Below are 16,709 nucleotides of genomic sequence, written 5' to 3' on the forward strand. Positions count from 1 at the left end.
GCCGTACGTTCCCATCGTCGAACGACTCGCCGGCATGCGCGTGCGTCTACGCTGTCACGCCATGGACGCACTCGCCGGCCTGCTGGAGGGCCCCCGCGCCCGTGGCGCGTTCCTGATCCGCGCCTGTTTCGACCCGCCGTGGGCGGTGCGCGTCGAGGACCGGGCGCCGCTGACGGTGATGCTGCTGGTCCGCGGCGACGCCTGGATCGTGCCGGACACGGGGGAGCGGCTGCGGCTGCGCGCCGGCGACCTCGCCATCGCGCGCGGCCCCGCCCCGTACACCTGCGCCGACGACCCCGCCACCGAGCCGCAGGCGGTGATCCTGCCGGGTGGCGAGTGCAGCTACCCCGACGGACGCCCCCTCAACGGCTCGATGGACCTCGGCGTGCGCACCTGGGGCGACCGGACCGACGGCGGCGCGGTCCTGCTGATCGGCACCTACCTGGTGCGCGGCGAGATAGGCGGCCGGCTGCTGGACGCCCTGCCGCCGCTGCTGTCCCTCACCTCCGACGGGTGGGACAACCCGCTGACGCCCCTGCTGATGACGGAGGTCACGCGGGACGAACCGGGCCAGGAGGTCGTCCTGGACCGGCTCCTCGACCTGCTCGTCATCGCCGCGCTGCGGGCCTGGTTCGCCGGCCCGCGGGCCGAGCCGCCCGCCTGGTACCGGGCCCTGGGCGACCCGGTCGTCGGCCGGGTGCTGCGGCTGGTCCAGGACGACCCGGCGCACCCCTGGACGGTGGCGTCGCTCGCCGCCGAGGCCGGGGTCTCCCGCGCCGCGCTCGCCCGGCGCTTCACCGACCTGGTGGGCGAACCTCCGATGGCGTACCTCACCGGCTGGCGGCTCGCCGTCGCCGCGGACCGGCTGCGCGACACCGACGACACACTCGGCGCGATCGCCCGCCAGGTCGGCTACGGCAGCGCGTTCGCCCTGTCCACGGCCTTCAAACGGGTGTACGGCGTCAGCCCGCAGGAGTACCGCACACCGGCGTAGCGTGGCAGGCGTGTACGTGGAACGGGCGTCCCGGCTGACCGGCGCGGTGGTGTGGACCAACACCCCGACCGCACCCGGCGGCTCGGGGCGCGTCCTGCCCGACGGCTGCATGGACCTGCTCTGGCACGACGGCCGCCTGCTGGTCGCGGGCCCCGACACCCGCGCCCACCTCACCGAGGGCGCCCCGGGCCCCTGGGCGGGCGTCCGCTTCCTCCCCGGCACCGCGCCCGTCCTCCTCGGCGTCCCCGCCCACGAACTGCGCGACCGGCGCGTCGACCTCACCGACCTCTGGCCGGCCGCCCGGGTGCGGAGCCTGACCGCGCGGGTGAACGCGGCCCCCGACCCGGCGAGCGGCCTGGAGTCGGCGGCGCTGTCCCGGGCGGCCGGCACCGAGCCCCCCGACCCGCTGCTGCGCAGGATCGTGGCCGCCCTCGACGCGGGCCGACCGGTCGCCGCCGTCGCCGACGAACTCGGCGTAAGCGCCCGCCAGTTGCACCGCCGCTCACTGGACGCCTTCGGATACGGACCGAAGACGCTGGCCCGTGTACTGCGGTTGCAGCGCGCCCTCGCCCTTGCCCGCGCCGGCACGCCCCTCGCCGAGACGGCAGCCCGGGCCGGCTACGCGGACCAGGCCCACCTGGCGCGGGATGTGCGGGGCTTGACGGGCATGGCGCCCGGAGAGCTACTGGGCCGGCGCGGATAGCGGCGCGAACAGGTCGACGCCGTGGCCGTCCGGGTCGTTCACGACGGCGTACCGCTGCCCCCACACCGCGTCCCAGGGCTTGCGCTCGCCGTGGCAGCCGGCGCCGGTCAGCTCCTCGTAGAGCGCGTCGACCTCGGCAGGCGAGTCGCACAGCAGGGCGAGCGAGTGCCGTCCGCCACCGGCCGGCGGCTGCCACCCAGGCATGAAGGAGCGGACGGACTCCTCGGTGTCGAGCAGCAGCCGGATCCCGCCCGGCAGCTCGGCCTCGGCGTGCGGCTGGTCCCCGGCGTCCGCGGGGAACGCGAAACCGAGCCGGCGGTAGAAGGTCACGGAGGCGGCCATGTCGGAGACGATGAGACTGATGGCGTTGAATCGTGCGGTCATGGGGCCACCGTAGGCAGGGCGCACGCGACCGGTCTTGAAGGAATCGGACACGCGGGGAACGGGCGTGTGGGAAACGGAGACGCGGGAGACGGGCGTGTGGGAATCGAAGACGCGGGGAACGGGCGTGTGGGAAACGGGCACGCTGGGCTCGCGGGAGGTGGACACGCGGGAAACGGGCGCGGGAGACCGTGGCGCGTTGCGCCCGTGCCTCAGAAGCACCTCAAGGCACTCGAACCGCAAAGGGCCTGCCGTCCCGGCCGCCTCACGGCGGACCGAACGACACCGGGCCCCGCGGTGTGTCCACCGTGCAGCCCAGGCCCGTCGGACCGGTGGTGAGCGGGAGCGCGGTGCCGAGGGCGGACAGCAGCGAGCGGATCCCGGCCGGGTCCGGGGCGGTCGCGGTGAGAGCCCGCAGGGGAGTGGCGGGCAGGCCTGCCGAGGGATGGGGTGTGGTGCCCCAGTCGATGAGGAAGGGCACCACACCGGAAGGGTGGGCGCCGTCGGTCAGCCGCCATTCCAGGAGCGTGCCGTCGGGCCTGCGGCGGCTCATCGGCCGTACCGCGCCGGGGTCGTGACCGCGTGCCCGGGCCGCCGCCACCGCCGCGTCCAGGTCGGGCGGGCGGATCGCCCAGGTCACGATCCGGGGGGCGGTGAGCCGGTCTAGCCGGAAGGGGCGCGGGCCGTCCGGCGGGGGCTGCTCCGGGTCGGGGCCGATGATCTCCAGATAACCGCTGCCGCCCAGCCCCACGAGGTGGTTGCGGGTGCCGAGGCCGAGGTGCCTACCGCCGGGCACGGGGGCGACACCGGTGCGCCGGGTGAAGTCGGCGACCGTCGCCGCGAGATCGGGGGTCGCGAGGACCAGGTGGTCCAGCAGGGCGGGAAGAGCGTTCATCGCGGCCGAGCGTAGGCGGCCCCGCCCCGCTGTGGAACGCCTGTGCGGCAGGATGGCCGCATGACCCGTCCCACGCGCGTCCTGCCGGTGCTGCTGCTGGCCCCGCTGCTGCTCACCGCCTGCGGCTCCGAGAAGGCGGGCGCCGACCCCGCGTCCGGCGCCTCCGCCGGCACTTCCGCCGGCGCGGCCGCGGCCGCCGGCCAGGGCGAACTCGACGCCCGCGCACAGGCTCTGGGCGTCGCGCCCGAGCTGGTGTACGTCACCGAGGCCTCCGGTTTCACCCTGGCCCAGCAGTCCGTCGGCGTCCTCGGCGACGACGGTTTCTCCGCCACCTGGGTCTCCCGCGCGACCGGCGCCCATCTGCGCCTCTCCGTCGACCGGGGCTCGATCACGGCCGCCACCTGCCCCGAGCAGCCGGTCGGCGACATGTCCGGCGAGCGCACGGCCTGCGAGCGCGACGGCGACGCCTGGTACCGCACCGGCGCCGGACGCCACGAGTACGCCGTGCCCGAGAAGGGCCATGTCGTGCGCGTCTCCAGCGAGGCGGACGCCGTACCGCGGGACGCGCTGCGCGAGGCCGCCCTGGCCGCCCACCGCCCCGACGCCGCCGAAGCCACCGCTCTCCTGCCCTCCGCCGAGCCGGCGCCCGGCGCACCGGTGGAGCGCGGCGATCTGCCGCCGGTCGGTGACGGGGCTCCCGACAACAACGTCGGCGTGGGCGGCTGAACCCGCCCCACCGTCCGGCCCGGCGGCCTAGGGTCTGCGGCATGGCACCCCGACTGCTCCTCTACACGCGCACCACCGCCTACCGGCACGACTCCATCCCGGACGCGGTCGACGCCGTCGGCACGCTCGGGGAGTTCGAGGCGGACCACACGGAGGACCCGTCGGTCCTGGAGCGGTCCCTCGACCGGTACGCCGCAGTCGTCTTCCTCTCCACCAGCGGCGAGGTGCTCACCCCGGCCGGGCGCGCGCGGCTCGCCGCGTACGTCGAGGCCGGCGGCGGCTTCGTCGGCGTGCACGCGGCGGCCTGCACCGAGGAGGACTGGCCGTACTACGGCGGACTGCTCGGCGCCCGCTTCGACCGCCACCCCGCGTACCAGCCGGGCCGGGTGGTCGTCGAGGACCGGGACCATCCGGCGACCCGGAACCTGCCCGCCGTCTGGGAGTTCACGGACGAGTGGTACGACTTCCGCGCCAACCCGCGCGGCGCGGTCCGCGTCCTCGCCCGCGCCGACGAGTCGTCGTACGAGGGCGGCGGCATGGGCGACGACCATCCGCTGGTCTGGTGCCGGGACCAGGGCGCGGGCCGCGTCTTCTACACGGCCCTCGGCCACGCCGCCGACGCCTACGCCGACCCGGACTTCCGTGCCCATCTGCGGGGCGGCATCGCGTGGGCGGCACGCCTCGTCGATTCCCCGCTCGAGTGACGAGGCCGCCTACGCGGACACCGCCCCGCTCTGCGCCGCCTTGCTCTGGCGCGCCGACAGGCGTGAGCCGGACTCGCGGCGGGCGGCGCGGCGCAGGAGGGGGACCGCGAGGAGGAAGCCGAGGACGGTCCAGGCGGTCAGTACCAGGGCGACCATGGGCAGCTCCCAGGTGCCGGCCGCCTCCGCGGTCTGTGCGGAGTCCGGCAGCAGCGCCGAACGCAGCCCCTGTGCCATCCACTTGAGCGGGAAGACGGAGGCGACCTGCTGGACCGGCACCGGCAGCGAGGTGATCGGGAACACCGCTCCGGAGGTGACCAGCAGCCCCATCGTGGGCAGCATGATCAACGCCAGTGCCTCGCGCGGGTTGGGCAGCACGGCGCCGATGGCCGCACCGAGCGGTACGACGGCGAGCAGCCCGAGCGTGGTGACCCACAGCAGGGTCAGCCAGTCGCCCGGCCCGTGCGGCAGCGGCCCGTCCACCAGCAGTGCCGCGGCCGCCAGGAGCAGGGCCAGGGTGCCGACCGCCGTGACGACCACCAAGAGACACTTGGCGATGAGGTAGGCCGGTATCCCGCCGGGCGTCGCGCGCAGCCGCAGCAGGGCCCCCTCCTCCCGCTCGGTCACGAGGATCTGCGGGAGACTGATCAGTCCGATCTGGAACAGCAGGTAGGCGGCGAAGCCCGCGAGCACCAGATGGGCCATCGGGGTGTGGGTGCCGGGCACGTCGTCGCTGATGTAGGCGGCGATCAGCAGGGCGACGACCACGTTGCTGAGGTGGCCGGACATCTCCTTCGGGTTGCGCAGGAGGTGCCGCAGCTCGATGCCGCCGCGCTGGAACCCGGCACGCCAGTGGTTCGTCGTCATGTCTGTTCCCCTCACGCGGCCTGCGCCTTTCCGGCCACGGCCTCGTCGGTGCCGCCGGCCTCCCGGTGCACCATGTGCAGATAGGTGTCCTCCAGCGTCGGGCGGCGGACCTCCAGGCCGGCGATGGGGCCGCCCGCGTCCCGGTGGAGTTCCCAGACCAGCCGTGAGGGGTCCTCGGTGCGTTCGCGGCGCGACGTCCCGTCGTCGGCCGTCCAGCGGACCTCTGCCTGCGCGGCGGCCTCCCGGGCCAGTTCCGAGGGGGTGCCGCAGGCCCGGATCCGGCCGCCGACCAGCATGGCGATGCGGTCGGCGAGCCGCTCGGCCTCCACCAGGTCGTGTGTGGTGAGCAGGACGGTGACACCTTCCTCACGGGCCAGGCGTTCGACCAGGAGGTGGAACTCGCGCCGCGCCTCCGGGTCGAAGCCGGTGGTCGGCTCGTCCAGGAAGAGGAGTTCGGGGCGGCCGACGATGCCGAGCGCGACGTCCAGCCGCCGGCGCTGGCCGCCGGACAGCCGGTTCACCTGCCGGCCGGCCTGACCGGTGAGACCGACCAGGGCCAGCAGTTCGGCCGCATCACGGGGGTCGGGGTAGTAGGTCGCGAAGTGCGTCAGCAGCTCGGCGACCCGCCAGCGCGGATGGTCGCGCCAGGACTGCAGGACCAGTCCGATGCGTCCGCGCCAGGCGTCGTCGCCCCGCTCCGGGTCCGCGCCGAGGACGCGGACCTCGCCGGCGGAGCGGTGCCGGAAGCCCTCCAGGATCTCGACGGTGGTGGTCTTCCCCGCGCCGTTGGGCCCGAGGAGGGCGAAGACCTCGCCCCGGTGGACGTCCAGATCGATGCCGTGCAGGACGTCGGTGTCGCCGTACGCCATGGTCAGCCCGCGTGCCTGGATCACCGACCGGGCGGGGGTGTGTTCGTGCCGCGTCATCGTCCTGCCTCCGAGTGGTGCTGCTGCCGTGGTGCCACCCCGGTCGCCGCCGCTGGCCGGGCGCCCTCGACGATCGCCCGGAGCGCCGCCACATGCCCCTCGAAGGCGCCGCGGCCGCGGTCCGTCAGCCGCACCTTGGTGCGCCGCTTGCGCCCGCCGCCCTCCTTGCGGATCTCCAGGTAGCCGGCCTCCTCCAGGGTGTGCAGTTGTTTGGAGAGCGCGGAGTCGCTGAGTGAGAGGCTGTCGCGGATGAAGGCGAAGTCCGCCCATTCGGTGGCGGCGAGCAGCGAGACCACCGACAACCTTGTGGCGGGGTGGATCAGCTCGTCGAAGCCGGCGGGAACGCTCACCGGCCCGCCCCCTCGCCGGCCACCCGTTCGCCGTGCCCGCGCAACGAGCCGGCCGACCAGCGGCTCACCGGCCGGACGAACAGCACGAACACGACCGCCGAGACGGTGGCCTGGATCAGAGCGCCCGTCATCGGTCCCAGAGGCTCCACCAGACGGCCGGACAGCAGGATCGTCCCGCCGGTCACCACCGCACCCGCTGCGAAGCTCGCGAACATCCGCCAGTTGCAGCGGGAGCGGTGCAGCCGCACCCGGCTCCTGCGATGGTCGGCGCGGGCCAGCGCGCCCAGCACCGCGACATACGCGGCGAGCGCCAGCCAGACACCCCACGTGGGCAGCTCCAGGCCCATGCCGGCCAGGAAGACCCACATGATCGCGGCCGTCGCGTAGGTCGTGCCGGGGCCGCCGGACGCCGACCGCTCGACCTCGTCGTAGACCCGCTCCTGCGGCACCCGGATGCGCTGCAGGTCCCGCCATGCCTGTTCGGCATCCACCGGTGTGCTCACGGCCGCCGCCTTCCTGTCCCGCTTCGCTTCCCACTTGACTTTCCTGATGGGAAAGCTATCGCCGACTTTCCGTACGGGCAAGTCGGCTCTGCGGGCGGCCGGGCCGGCCGTGGTGTGGGCCGGCGGCCCTACGGGGTGCGCGGCGGTGCCGTACTCGCGCGCTCCACCAGGCGGGTCGAGAGTTCCGTGCGCGTGCTCTCGGGGTGGTGGCCGTCCATCATGCGCAGCAGCAGGCGCAAGGCGGTGGCCGCCATCTCGGAGAGCGGCTGGCGGACCGTGGTCAGGGCCGGGGTGACCCAGCGGGCCTCGGGCAGGTCGTCGAAACCGACCACGCTCATGTCGTCCGGCACCGTCAGCCCCCGCTCGGCCAGGGCCTCGTACACGCCGAGGGCCATGGCGTCCGAGCAGACGAACACGGCGGTCGGCGGGACGGGCAGGTCGAGCAGCTCCCGCATGCGGCGGCGGGCCGTGACCCGGTCGAACCCGGCGTGGCGGACGTACTCGGGGTGATGGCGCACACCCGCCGCGGCGAGGGCGGAACGGTAGCCGGCGACCCGCGCGGCGCTGCACATCCTGCGCCGCTGACCGGCGACGACGGCGATCCGTTCGTGCCCGAGGCGCAGCAGGTGCTCGGTCGCCGTGACCCCGCCCTGCCAGTTCGCCGCGCCCACGGAGACCACGCCCGGCGGCGGCTCCACCGCCGGGTCGATCATCACGAACGGGATGCGGTGGTGCTCCAGCCAGGCGTACTGGGCGGCGGTGAGCTCGGCGAGGTTGAACAGCACCCCGGACGAACCGTGCGCGACGAGCCTTTCCAGCCCGCCCCGCTCGGGCCGGAGCTCCTCCCCGGGACCGGACCTGGGCCGGTTCAGGCCCGCCGAGACCACCATCTCCAGCCCCGCGTCGTACGCCGCCTCCTCCGCCCCGTGCAGTACCGCGCCCGACCAGGAGCTCTCCAGGGAGTGCACGACGAGGTCGACCAGCCGGGGCGCGCGCGTGGTGTCGAAGCGGGGTCTGCGTACGTAGCCGAGCCGGTCCAGTGCCTCCGCGACGCGGCGGCGGGTCTCGGGTGCCACGTCCTCGCGGCCGTTGACCACCTTGGACGCGGTAGGCACCGAGACCCCCGCCTCCCGGGCCACGACCGCCAGCGTCGGCCCGGCCGACGTGCTCGCACTCGCCGTACGGACCATCGGTCAACCACCTCTCCGGCCCGCCCGGGGCCCAGGGTAGAAAGCGCTTCCTATACTAGGTTCGCCGTACCCTCGCGGGAAGACCGAGGGTGGCCCCGGGGGAACATCGGCGCAACGGTCGGCGCCGGGCCGGTGATCATGCGACAGCCGAGGCGGGCGAGCCTTCTCGCGTCCGGTCCACTGCCCGGCGGAACCGTCGGACCGCTGACTCGTTGAGCCGGCCGAGTGAAGCGGCGAGGGGGCGGGCGAGGGGGGCGCTGCGAGGCGAGTGCGGGCGGGTGCCGGTCGCACGGGGAACGCCGCGTGAGCCCGCGCCCCTGCCGGCCGGACGTACCCGGCCAAACCTCACGCACGTCCACCCAGAACATTCCCGGAACATCCGTCAGAAACGTCAACAACCTTTACTCTGGGTGAGTTGACAGTGACGAAGCAGCGCATCAGAGGCCATCGACGGGGGCGTCCATGACCGGTCTTCCTGAAATCTCCGCAGAACTCGCCACCTACTTCTCGCTGGCGGCCGAAACCCTGGGCGTCGCCATGGTGGCGAGTGCCGCACAGCGCATCACGGACGGGTCGATCGACGCGGGCCAGGGCTACTTCCGCCGGCTCTTCCGCCGCGGCGGCGAGGACACCCCGCTCGCCCTCCCCGAGGGCCGCAGCGAACAGCGCGCCGACCGGCTGCTCGGCGCGCTCTCCCCCGAGGACAGGCAGCGGCTGGCCGCGGCCCTGACGGCGTGGCTCGGCGAACAGCGGGACCGCCGTCCGGACGAGGCCCGCCTCGCGGAACTCCTGGCCGCCGCACCGGCGCCCACCCGCACCTACCACGTCACGGCCCACGGCCCGAACTCCGCCGCCATCGGCTCGGTGGGGGACGGCGCCACCTTCCACTTCGGCGGCCGTGGTCACAGGGAAGGAGCGTGAGCTCCGACGGCTCCGGCGCGGGCGGGACCTGCGAGGCCGGCAACGTCAGCGGCAGCGGCGACGGTTCGACGACGTTCGGCCATGTCGGCCAGAACGCCACGTTCACGTGGGAGCTCAAGCGGCCGTGGTCGCACGTCGCATGGCTCCCCGTGTCCGCCATCCTCGTCATCGCCGCGACCGTCGTCTTCGCCGTCCACGCCGTAGCCCACTGGCCCGGCGGCCCGCAGACCCAGTACACGTGGTTCTACGTCCTCGCGCCCCTCGCCCCGCTGATCGCCGGTGCAGCCGCCCTGTACCCGGCCGACCGGACCGGGCAGACCCGCGACGCCGTGCAGCAGGCCGCCGACAGACGGCGGCGCGGTATCGTCCGCGCCGTCCTCGTGGGCGCCGCCGCGCTCTGCTCCAGTGGCGGCGCGCTCGCCTGGGTGGACGTCGACCGCACCGGCGAGGTCGGCGTGGAAATGTCCATCAGCGGCACGCAGCCCGTGGGCGACGCCGGCGGCACACTCACGGTGGAGATGGCACGGCCGGCCTCCGGTGACGTACGGGACAAGCTGCGTCTGACGCTGACCGTCGTCGACGACGATCCGAGCACCCCCACCTGCGTCGGCAGGACCACGGCGACGATCACCGCCGTCACCTCGGGCGTCGCCCCGAACACGCGTGAGGTGCCCGCGCAGTCGACCGTCGATTTCGACCTCGGCGGGCGCGAGGGGGAGCTCCGGTTCGAGGTCGCCGTACATCCGGAGACGGGCTGCTCCATGCGCCTCGCGCAGGCCCGCGGAACGCTGCACAACGACTGAAACCGCGACGCGATGACCAGGAGGACCGTCCATGGGTACAACGGGGCGCCGTTCCCGCACGATCCGCTTCGGGGCCGCTGCGGCGGCCCTCGCGGGAGCCGCCCTCGCCGGCTGCTCCTCGGAGCCCCCCTCGCTGTTCGCCGAAGGGAAGATCGAGGTCGGCGCCAAGGGCGACCAGCCGGGCACGAGCTACTCACCTCACGACGGCGAGTTCAACGGGTTCGACATCACGGTCGCCCGGGAAGTGCTCGACAGAGTGGGGATCGAGTCCGTCGATTTCGAAGGCGTCCTGTCCAAGAACCGGGCTCGCGCGCTGCACGAGGGGGACGTCCAGCTCATCGCGGCCACCTACTCGATCACGAAGGACAGGATGACGCCGAAGACGGAGTCGGGAGACGGTGAGGGGCTCGACTTCGTGGGCCCCTACGCCTCCACCCAACAGGGCGTCCTCGTACGGACCGAGGACGCCGGACGCTACAACCGCCTCAGCGACCTCAACGGAGAGCTGGTCTGCGCCTGGGAAGGCACCACCTCCGCAGCGGAGTTGAAGAGAAAGGCGTACGGCGACATCCGCACCGTCACGGAGACGGACGCGCGGGACTGCGTCAGGAGACTGCTGGAGGGCACGGTCGACGCCGTCTCCACCGACCAGCTGATCCTCTACGGATTCATGGAGGACGACCCCAGGCTCACCGTCCAGAAAGGGCTGTCGTTCGGCCCGTTCAACGACTACGGCATCGCCATGGCCAAGGGCCACCGCGACGACTGCGAGAAACTCCAGCAGGCCCTCATGGACTACGCGCGCAGCAACGACTGGGACCAGGACTTCCAGAACAACCTGCCCCAGGTCCCCAAGGCCATCCGCGACAAGGCCAGGCCCAACGACGACGACATCGACACCTACTCCTGCCGCGACAAGCCCGGCAACGCGCAGTTGGGCGGCTGACCGCCGCCCCAGCGCCGGACGACAGACTTCCGACGGTCCCGGGGGTGGGAACCGAGCCCGGTCTCCTGGTGAGCTCAGGTCACCGCTGCGCGATCAGCGGGTACGAGCCACGCCGGGCTCAGCCCCAGGTCTGGCCGGCCGGTTCCCTGATCCCCTGTCACTGGGACCGCCTCGCCCACCGTCCCGTCGCTCAAACCGCCTTGGGTACCCGGCCCAGCGTCGGCCGTAGGAGCGGTGCGTGGCGGGCCAGGAAGTCCCACAACTGGTCGGCGACCGGCCCGTGCGGCCGGTCGCGCCGGCGAGCCGCCGAGAGTTCCTCGACCACACCGGGAAAGTGCCGTCCGGCGATGGAGAGCAGGCTCCCGTCACGCAACTCGGTCTCGATCATGAAGCGCGGAACGTGTCCCCACGCCATGCCGTGCAGGATCAGCTCCTTCTTCATGAGGTGGTCCGGAACGGAACTCCGGGGCGCGCCCTCGACCAGGAAATGGCCTTGCTCGGACGGCTGCCGCGCCGAATCCCGGACCACGCATTGGGTGAACGCCTGCATCCGCTGCGGTGTGATGTCGGAGTCCGGAGGGAAGGGCAGGAAACCGGGCGCCACGACGGGCACCAGCGCGACGCGGCCGAGATCGATCCACTCCATCCGCACGTCGCTTTTGGGGACGCGGTGCACGACGAGGTCGGCTTCGTCCTCCAGCAGCCGCTCCCAGGGGCCGGTGACCGCTTCGAACTGCAGGTGCAGTCGTGTCTGCGGGCGCTGCGCGAAGAAGCGGCTGAGCATCTGCAACACCGGTGGGAGGGGGCACAGGTCTCCCAGCACCACGCGCAGTTCGGCCTCTTCGCCCATCGCCAGCTGTGTGGCGTAGGTCTGCAGTTCCTCGGCCTCGTGCAGCAGGAGGCGCACCTTGCGGTGGAAGGCGTGCCCCGCCTCGGTGAGCCGAACCCGATAGCCGGAGCGGTCCAGCAGGTCCAGGCCCAGCTGGCGCTCCAGCTTGGCGACTGCCGCGAACACAGAAGGATGCGAGCGGTGCAGCCGCTCGGCGGCAGCCTGGAAACCACCGTCGAGCACAACGGCGTTGAAGCACTGCAACTCGTGGAGCGTGAAGTTCGACATTGTCCGGATAATCTACAGAGCTCTCTCGATCTTTGTAATAGAAATGCGCAGGAAGCGTTCTTAGGCTGAGCACATAACCGCTGGATCACTGGAGCTGACATGACTTCTCAGGCCCTTACCGCCATCACCACCGGCGATGGCGTCCGCATCGCCTATCGCTTCGACGGTGACGAGAGCAAGCCGGTGCTGCTGCTCTCGAACTCCATCGGTACCGACCTCCACATGTGGGACGGGCAGGTGCCGGCTCTGACCGAGCACTTCCGGCTGCTGCGCTACGACGCGCGCGGCCACGGCGCCTCCGATGTCCCGAGCGGCCCGTATTCCCTGGACCGGCTGGGGCGCGACGTGGTGGAGCTGCTGGACGCCCTGGGCCTGCGGCGGGTGCACGTGCTGGGTCTGTCTCTGGGGGGAATCGTCGCGCAGTGGCTGGGGATCCACGTTCCGGAGCGCGTCGACCGCCTGGTGCTCTCCAACACCGCCGCGTACCTCGGCCCGGCGAACCAGTGGGACCGGCCGATCGCCGAACTGCTGGAAGCCCCCGACATGCAGGCGACCGCGGAGATGTTCCTGCACAACTGGTTCCCCGCCCGCATGCTGCAGGGCGACGACGAGGTCGTCGAGGGCTTCCGCCGCACCCTGCTCGCCACGCGGCGCGAGGGCGTGGCCGGGAGCTGGGCCGCGGTGCGCGACTACGACCTGCGCCGCACGGCCGCACTCATCGACCGGCCGACACTGGTCATCGCGGGTGAGCACGACACCGTCACGTCCGCCGGCCACGGGAAGGAGCTCGCCGCGACCGTCCCCGGCGCGCGGTTCACCCTGCTGCCCACGGTGCACATGGCGAACGTCGAAGCACAGGCGGAGTTCCTGGCCACTGTGGTGGCCTTCCTCACGGAACAGCCCTGACGGCGACCGCGTCGCCGTCAGGACGGCCCCTTCCGGGCCGTGGCCGGCCCAGCGGCCCGCCGAGTCCGGTCCCCCTCGGCGCACGGACCGGCAGGGATGTTCCCCGGTTTCCGGGCACGGTCAGCCCGGGGCGACACGGCTCAGGCGTTCCCACGCCCGGTACAGATCCGCTTGGGCCCGGTCCATCTCCAAGACGTGGTCGAAGGACTGGCTGCCGACGATCAGCCGCCGGGGCGGGTCCGGCAGCGCGGCGAGTTCCATGATGACCGGGGCGGCGGTGTCCGGCTCCGGGGCGACGGCATCGCCCCACATCGCCTCCATCTCGGTGCGCAGCGGCTGATATTGGTCCATGGGTTCGGTGTTCGTGGTGCCGGCGGTGAACAGGCCGGTGTTGTAGCCGCCCATCTGCACGATGGTGACCTTGACGCCGAACGCCTCGACCTCCATCGCCAGTGCCTCGCTGACCGAGTCCAGGGCCGCCTTGCCCGCGCCGTAGAAACCGACCGTGGCCATGCCGCCGCCGCTGCCCATCGAGGTGACCTGGAGGAGCCGTCCCCCGCCTTGGGCGCGCAGATGAGGAAGGACCGCCTGGGCCACCCACACGGCGCCGAAGAAGTTCACATCCATATGCGCCCGGATCTGCTCCTCGGTGGCTTCCTCCACCATGCCGTAGAGCATTCCGCCGGCGTTGTTGACGACGACGTCCAGCTTGCCGAACGCGGCTGCCGCCCGCTCCACCCCGTCGAACACGCCCCGGCGGTCGGTGACGTCCAACGAGAGCGGGAACAGGTGGTCGGGGTATTTCTCGGTCAGTTCCTCCAGGGGGCCGACGTCGCGGGCGGCGGCCACCACCCGGTCACCGCCTGCCAGGGCGGCCTCCGCGAAGGCCCTGCCCAGGCCGCGGGAGGCGCCGGTGATGAGCCAGACTCTCGGCTGCGTCACGGTATCTCACTCTCAGTAAAGGAAACGGTCCGTCTCGATTCCTTTGGACTGTAGGGCATCTGCCCGATCTCTGCAATACGGATCGTCTCGTTTTCGTTCGGGGATAGGGTGGACGCATGTCCAATGAGAAGGGCCCGGACCACTCCCGTCGTAAGGAGCGGTCCCGGCAGGCGATCCTCGAAGCCACCCGCGCCCTGGTCGCGGAGGAGGCGTACGAGAAGGTCACGGTCGGGGCCATCGCGGCCCGTGCCGGCGTCGGCAAGCAGACGATCTACCGGCGGTGGCCGTCGAAGAGCGCGGTCGTCTTCGCCGCCTTTCTGGCTCTGAGCGAGGACGCGGACGGGCAGTCGGTGGCGCTGCCGGACACGGGCGACCTCGAGGCGGACCTCAAGCTCGTCATGCGGGCCACGGCGCAGGAGTTCGCCGACCCGTCCTTCGACCGGCTGATCCGCGCCCTCAACACCGAGATCGCCAACGACGCCGCGCTGGCGGCCGAGTACCGCGAGAAACTGGCCCGGCCGCTGGAGGAAGCGAAGAAGGCACGCCTGCGCAGTGCCCAGGAAGCCGGCCAGCTCGACGCCGAGGCCGACCTCGACCTGGCCCTCGAAGTGCTGTACGCCCCCCTCTTCCAGCGGTGGCTGCACCGCAGCGGGCCGTTGACCGCCGCATACGCCGACTCACTCGTCGACGCGACCCTCAGAGCTTTCGGCCCCTGAAACGGGAGTGGGTCCCCACCTTCGAAGTCACCCCTCGAAGGCGGCGACGGTGTCGAGGCCGGCGTGCCGCAGAGTCCGGTGAACGGCCGGGCGGGCCCCGCGGACGGTGACGGCGGCCGGCTCGGGGGCCCGGGTGACCGTGCGCAGGAGCGCGTAGGCGCAGGCCAGGTCGATGTGCTCCAGGTCGCTCATCTCCAGGATCCACGTGCCGGGCTGCCGCAGACGGTGGTCGAGGAGGAGTTCCTCCAGCAGGCGCAGCGCGCCGGCGTCCAGGTGACCCGAGAAGGCGAGGACGGCCTGCCGCCCGTCGGTCTGCGCGATCCGCACGGGTGGGGACAGGTCCGGGCGATGAGGGTCGACGGTCACGACGGCCTCCTCAGCGGCGCATGGCGGGCGTGCGTGCCTTCCATTGTCTCTCAGTGGCGTCGAGGCGGCGTCGAGGCGGCCGTCGGCGCGGTACGTCCGGAATAGATCCGCTCGCCGTGACGCTCTGGCATGAGCAGTCCATCAGTGCGGCGAAGGGCTGGTGAGCGCGTGATGACAGGCCGGACACACCCCGTGGTCAGTACGCCGTACGGGGCCGTACGGGGCAGGTACGAGCGCGGCATCGCCGGGTTCCGGGGCATCCCGTACGCGGCGCCGCCCTTCGGATCGCGCCGGTTCCGCCCGCCGGTTCCGCCCGAACCGTGGGACGGCGTGCGCGACGCGGGCTCCTTCGGCCCGACGGCGCCGAAACCGCCGTACTCCGACGCCTTCGCCCAGTACCTCTCCGACCCGGCGATCCCCGGCGACGACTGCCTCAACCTCAGCGTCTGGACCCCCGAGCCGGGTCCCGGAGCCCGCCTGCCCGTCCTGATCTGGCTGCACGGCGGCGCCCTGACCAGGGGCTCCTCCGCCGTACCCGTCTACGACGGCCGCACCTTCGCCCGGGACGGCGTGGTCTGCGTGTCGATCAACTACCGGCTGGGCATCGAGGGCTACGGACTGTTCCCGGACGCTCCCGCGAACGCCGGACTGCGCGACCAGCTCGCCGCCCTGGAGTGGGTGCGGGAGTCGATCGAAGCCTTCGGCGGCGATCCCGACCGGGTGACCGTCGCCGGTCAGTCGGCCGGTGCGATCAGCGCCGGCGCGCTGCTCGCCGCGCCGCAGGCCCAGGGGCTGTTCCGACGGGCCGTGCTGCAGAGCGGGGCACCGGAGGCCTCCGACCGCGACAAGGTACGGCGGATGGTCCGCCGCATCGCCTCCCGCCTCAGGATCCCCGCCACCGCCGAGTCCTTCGCCGCCGCCGACCGGGACCAGCTGCTGCGCGCCCAGGCCGACGTGGGCAGGTTCAGCAGCCCCGTGCTCGGCGGGCCCGCCTTCGGGATCGTCGTCGACGGGGACGTCGTTCCCCGCGACCCCATGGATGCGCTCGTCGAGGGCCGGGCCGCGCCCGGCACCGATCTGTTGATGGGCTGGACGCGCGACGAGTACCGGCTCTGGCTGGTCCCCGGCGGCCTCCTCGAACGCGTCGACCGGCTCGGCGCCGTAGCCCTGGCCGGTGCGCGCGCCCGCGTCCACTGCGGCAACGAGGTCGTACGCGGCTACCGTGCCCTGCGTCCCGACGCCGGTGCCGCCGAGACCGTCGGCCAGCTCGTCACCGACCACCTGCTCCGCATCCCGATGCACCGCCTGGCCGACGCGCGGCCGGGGTCGTCGTACGTCTACGAGTTCGCCTGGCCGTCCAGCCTGCCCGACCTCGGCGCCTGCCACGCCCTGGAACTGGGCTTCGTCTTCGACTCGGGGGACACACCCGACTCCCGCAGACTCGCCGGCGAGGGTGCTCCGCAGGAGCTGGCCGACGCGATGCACGGGGCGTGGGTGCGGTTCGCCGAGACCGGGGACCCGGGCTGGGCGGCGTGGGACGCCACACACCCCGTGCGGTTCTTCGGCGACGGCGCCCCGCACACGGTGTACGGCCCGCGTGATGCCGAGTTCGACCTGTGGAAGGCCGACGTCACCACGCGAGGAACGCGGACCAGGCGGCCGGTCCGACGGTGATGTGTGTGGGCGGTGGTCTTGGAGTCGCGGATGTGGACGGTGGTGGGTTCGGGGGCGACTTTCCGCGCGCTCGCGCGGATTC

Annotated in this window: 20 protein-coding genes; 10 read left to right on the plus strand and 10 right to left on the minus strand. The window is 72.8% G+C overall.

Annotated features, from left to right (window positions below; all coding sequences use genetic code 11):
* Positions 1-61: 61 nt before the first annotated feature.
* Together ACH4F2_RS21720 and ACH4F2_RS21725 are read left to right on the plus strand one after the other, a co-directional pair.
* Complete coding sequence (locus ACH4F2_RS21720; protein ID WP_398134347.1) at positions 62-994, plus strand: AraC family transcriptional regulator; 933 nt, start codon at positions 62-64, stop codon at positions 992-994.
* Positions 995-1,004: 10 nt separating this feature from the next.
* Positions 1,005-1,697 (plus strand): helix-turn-helix domain-containing protein, encoded by a 693-nt coding sequence (locus tag ACH4F2_RS21725; protein WP_398134348.1) that lies wholly within the window; start codon positions 1,005-1,007, stop codon positions 1,695-1,697.
* Here ACH4F2_RS21725 and ACH4F2_RS21730 read toward each other — a convergent pair.
* Positions 1,677-2,081 carry a VOC family protein gene (locus ACH4F2_RS21730; protein WP_398134349.1) on the minus strand — a complete coding sequence of 135 codons (405 nt, stop codon included), beginning with the start codon at positions 2,079-2,081 and terminating at the stop codon, positions 1,677-1,679. The two genes, ACH4F2_RS21725 and ACH4F2_RS21730, sit on opposite strands and share 21 nt — an antisense overlap.
* A 262-nt stretch (positions 2,082-2,343) precedes the next feature.
* On the minus strand, positions 2,344-2,973 hold the full coding sequence (locus ACH4F2_RS21735) for a VOC family protein (RefSeq protein WP_398134350.1): 630 nt from the start codon (positions 2,971-2,973) through the stop codon (positions 2,344-2,346).
* A 60-nt stretch (positions 2,974-3,033) separates the two neighbouring features.
* Between ACH4F2_RS21735 and ACH4F2_RS21740 the strand changes: the two genes are divergently transcribed.
* Both ACH4F2_RS21740 and ACH4F2_RS21745 read left to right on the plus strand, forming a co-directional pair.
* Positions 3,034-3,699 carry a hypothetical protein gene (locus ACH4F2_RS21740; protein WP_398134351.1) on the plus strand — a complete coding sequence of 222 codons (666 nt, stop codon included), beginning with the start codon at positions 3,034-3,036 and terminating at the stop codon, positions 3,697-3,699.
* Positions 3,700-3,740: 41 nt separating this feature from the next.
* The gene (locus ACH4F2_RS21745) at positions 3,741-4,403 is read left to right on the plus strand and encodes a ThuA domain-containing protein (protein WP_398134352.1); all 663 of its coding nucleotides are present in this window, start codon (positions 3,741-3,743) and stop codon (positions 4,401-4,403) included.
* Between the two features lie 9 nt (positions 4,404-4,412).
* Here ACH4F2_RS21745 and ACH4F2_RS21750 read toward each other — a convergent pair whose 3' ends face one another.
* The 5 genes from ACH4F2_RS21750 to ACH4F2_RS21770 form a co-directional block, all read right to left on the minus strand.
* A complete protein-coding gene (locus ACH4F2_RS21750; protein WP_398134353.1) occupies positions 4,413-5,267 on the minus strand; it encodes an ABC transporter permease in 855 nt (284 codons plus the stop codon).
* A gap of 11 nt (positions 5,268-5,278) precedes the next feature.
* Positions 5,279-6,193, minus strand: a complete 915-nt coding sequence (locus ACH4F2_RS21755; protein WP_398134354.1) for an ABC transporter ATP-binding protein — start codon at positions 6,191-6,193, stop codon at positions 5,279-5,281.
* Positions 6,190-6,543 carry a transcriptional regulator gene (locus ACH4F2_RS21760; protein ID WP_398134355.1) on the minus strand — a complete coding sequence of 118 codons (354 nt, stop codon included), beginning with the start codon at positions 6,541-6,543 and terminating at the stop codon, positions 6,190-6,192. Before ACH4F2_RS21760 ends, ACH4F2_RS21755 begins: the two co-directional genes overlap by 4 nt.
* Positions 6,540-7,046, minus strand: coding sequence for a hypothetical protein (locus tag ACH4F2_RS21765; RefSeq protein WP_398134356.1), 507 nt, complete (start codon positions 7,044-7,046; stop codon positions 6,540-6,542). Before ACH4F2_RS21765 ends, ACH4F2_RS21760 begins: the two co-directional genes overlap by 4 nt.
* Positions 7,047-7,174: 128 nt before the next feature.
* The gene (locus ACH4F2_RS21770; protein WP_398134357.1) at positions 7,175-8,236 is read right to left on the minus strand and encodes a LacI family DNA-binding transcriptional regulator; all 1,062 of its coding nucleotides are present in this window, start codon (positions 8,234-8,236) and stop codon (positions 7,175-7,177) included.
* A 462-nt stretch (positions 8,237-8,698) separates the two neighbouring features.
* On the opposite strand from ACH4F2_RS21770, the gene ACH4F2_RS21775 reads away from it, so the two are divergent.
* From ACH4F2_RS21775 to ACH4F2_RS21785, 3 genes are read left to right on the plus strand one after another with little or no spacing between them, the layout of a single operon-like run.
* Positions 8,699-9,157 carry a hypothetical protein gene (locus tag ACH4F2_RS21775; RefSeq protein ID WP_398134358.1) on the plus strand — a complete coding sequence of 153 codons (459 nt, stop codon included), beginning with the start codon at positions 8,699-8,701 and terminating at the stop codon, positions 9,155-9,157.
* The gene (locus ACH4F2_RS21780; RefSeq protein ID WP_398134359.1) at positions 9,154-9,960 is read left to right on the plus strand and encodes a hypothetical protein; all 807 of its coding nucleotides are present in this window, start codon (positions 9,154-9,156) and stop codon (positions 9,958-9,960) included. The genes ACH4F2_RS21775 and ACH4F2_RS21780 overlap by 4 nt, the downstream gene beginning before the upstream one ends.
* A 31-nt stretch (positions 9,961-9,991) precedes the next feature.
* Positions 9,992-10,906, plus strand: coding sequence for a transporter substrate-binding domain-containing protein (locus ACH4F2_RS21785; RefSeq protein WP_398134360.1), 915 nt, complete (start codon positions 9,992-9,994; stop codon positions 10,904-10,906).
* 190 nt (positions 10,907-11,096) lie between these two features.
* On the opposite strand, the gene ACH4F2_RS21790 is transcribed toward ACH4F2_RS21785, so the two are convergent.
* Positions 11,097-12,023, minus strand: coding sequence for a LysR family transcriptional regulator (locus ACH4F2_RS21790; protein WP_398134361.1), 927 nt, complete (start codon positions 12,021-12,023; stop codon positions 11,097-11,099).
* A 99-nt stretch (positions 12,024-12,122) separates the two neighbouring features.
* On the opposite strand from ACH4F2_RS21790, the gene pcaD reads away from it, so the two are divergent.
* Positions 12,123-12,929, plus strand: coding sequence for a 3-oxoadipate enol-lactonase (pcaD, locus tag ACH4F2_RS21795; protein ID WP_398134362.1), 807 nt, complete (start codon positions 12,123-12,125; stop codon positions 12,927-12,929).
* 120 nt (positions 12,930-13,049) lie between these two features.
* Here pcaD and ACH4F2_RS21800 read toward each other — a convergent pair whose 3' ends face one another.
* Positions 13,050-13,871 (minus strand): SDR family NAD(P)-dependent oxidoreductase, encoded by an 822-nt coding sequence (locus ACH4F2_RS21800; protein WP_398134363.1) that lies wholly within the window; start codon positions 13,869-13,871, stop codon positions 13,050-13,052.
* 116 nt (positions 13,872-13,987) lie between these two features.
* On the opposite strand from ACH4F2_RS21800, the gene ACH4F2_RS21805 reads away from it, so the two are divergent.
* Positions 13,988-14,587, plus strand: a complete 600-nt coding sequence (locus ACH4F2_RS21805; protein WP_398134364.1) for a TetR/AcrR family transcriptional regulator — start codon at positions 13,988-13,990, stop codon at positions 14,585-14,587.
* A 27-nt stretch (positions 14,588-14,614) separates the two neighbouring features.
* Here ACH4F2_RS21805 and ACH4F2_RS21810 read toward each other — a convergent pair whose 3' ends face one another.
* Entirely contained in the window at positions 14,615-14,953 is a 339-nt protein-coding gene (locus tag ACH4F2_RS21810) for an STAS domain-containing protein (RefSeq protein WP_398134365.1), read from the minus strand.
* Positions 14,954-15,124: 171 nt separating this feature from the next.
* Between ACH4F2_RS21810 and ACH4F2_RS21815 the strand changes: the two genes are divergently transcribed.
* On the plus strand, positions 15,125-16,627 hold the full coding sequence (locus ACH4F2_RS21815) for a carboxylesterase/lipase family protein (protein WP_398134366.1): 1,503 nt from the start codon (positions 15,125-15,127) through the stop codon (positions 16,625-16,627).
* Positions 16,628-16,709: the final 82 nt, after the last annotated feature.

Source organism: Streptomyces sp. NPDC017890 (genome assembly GCF_044328675.1).
GTDB lineage: Bacteria > Actinomycetota > Actinomycetes > Streptomycetales > Streptomycetaceae > Streptomyces.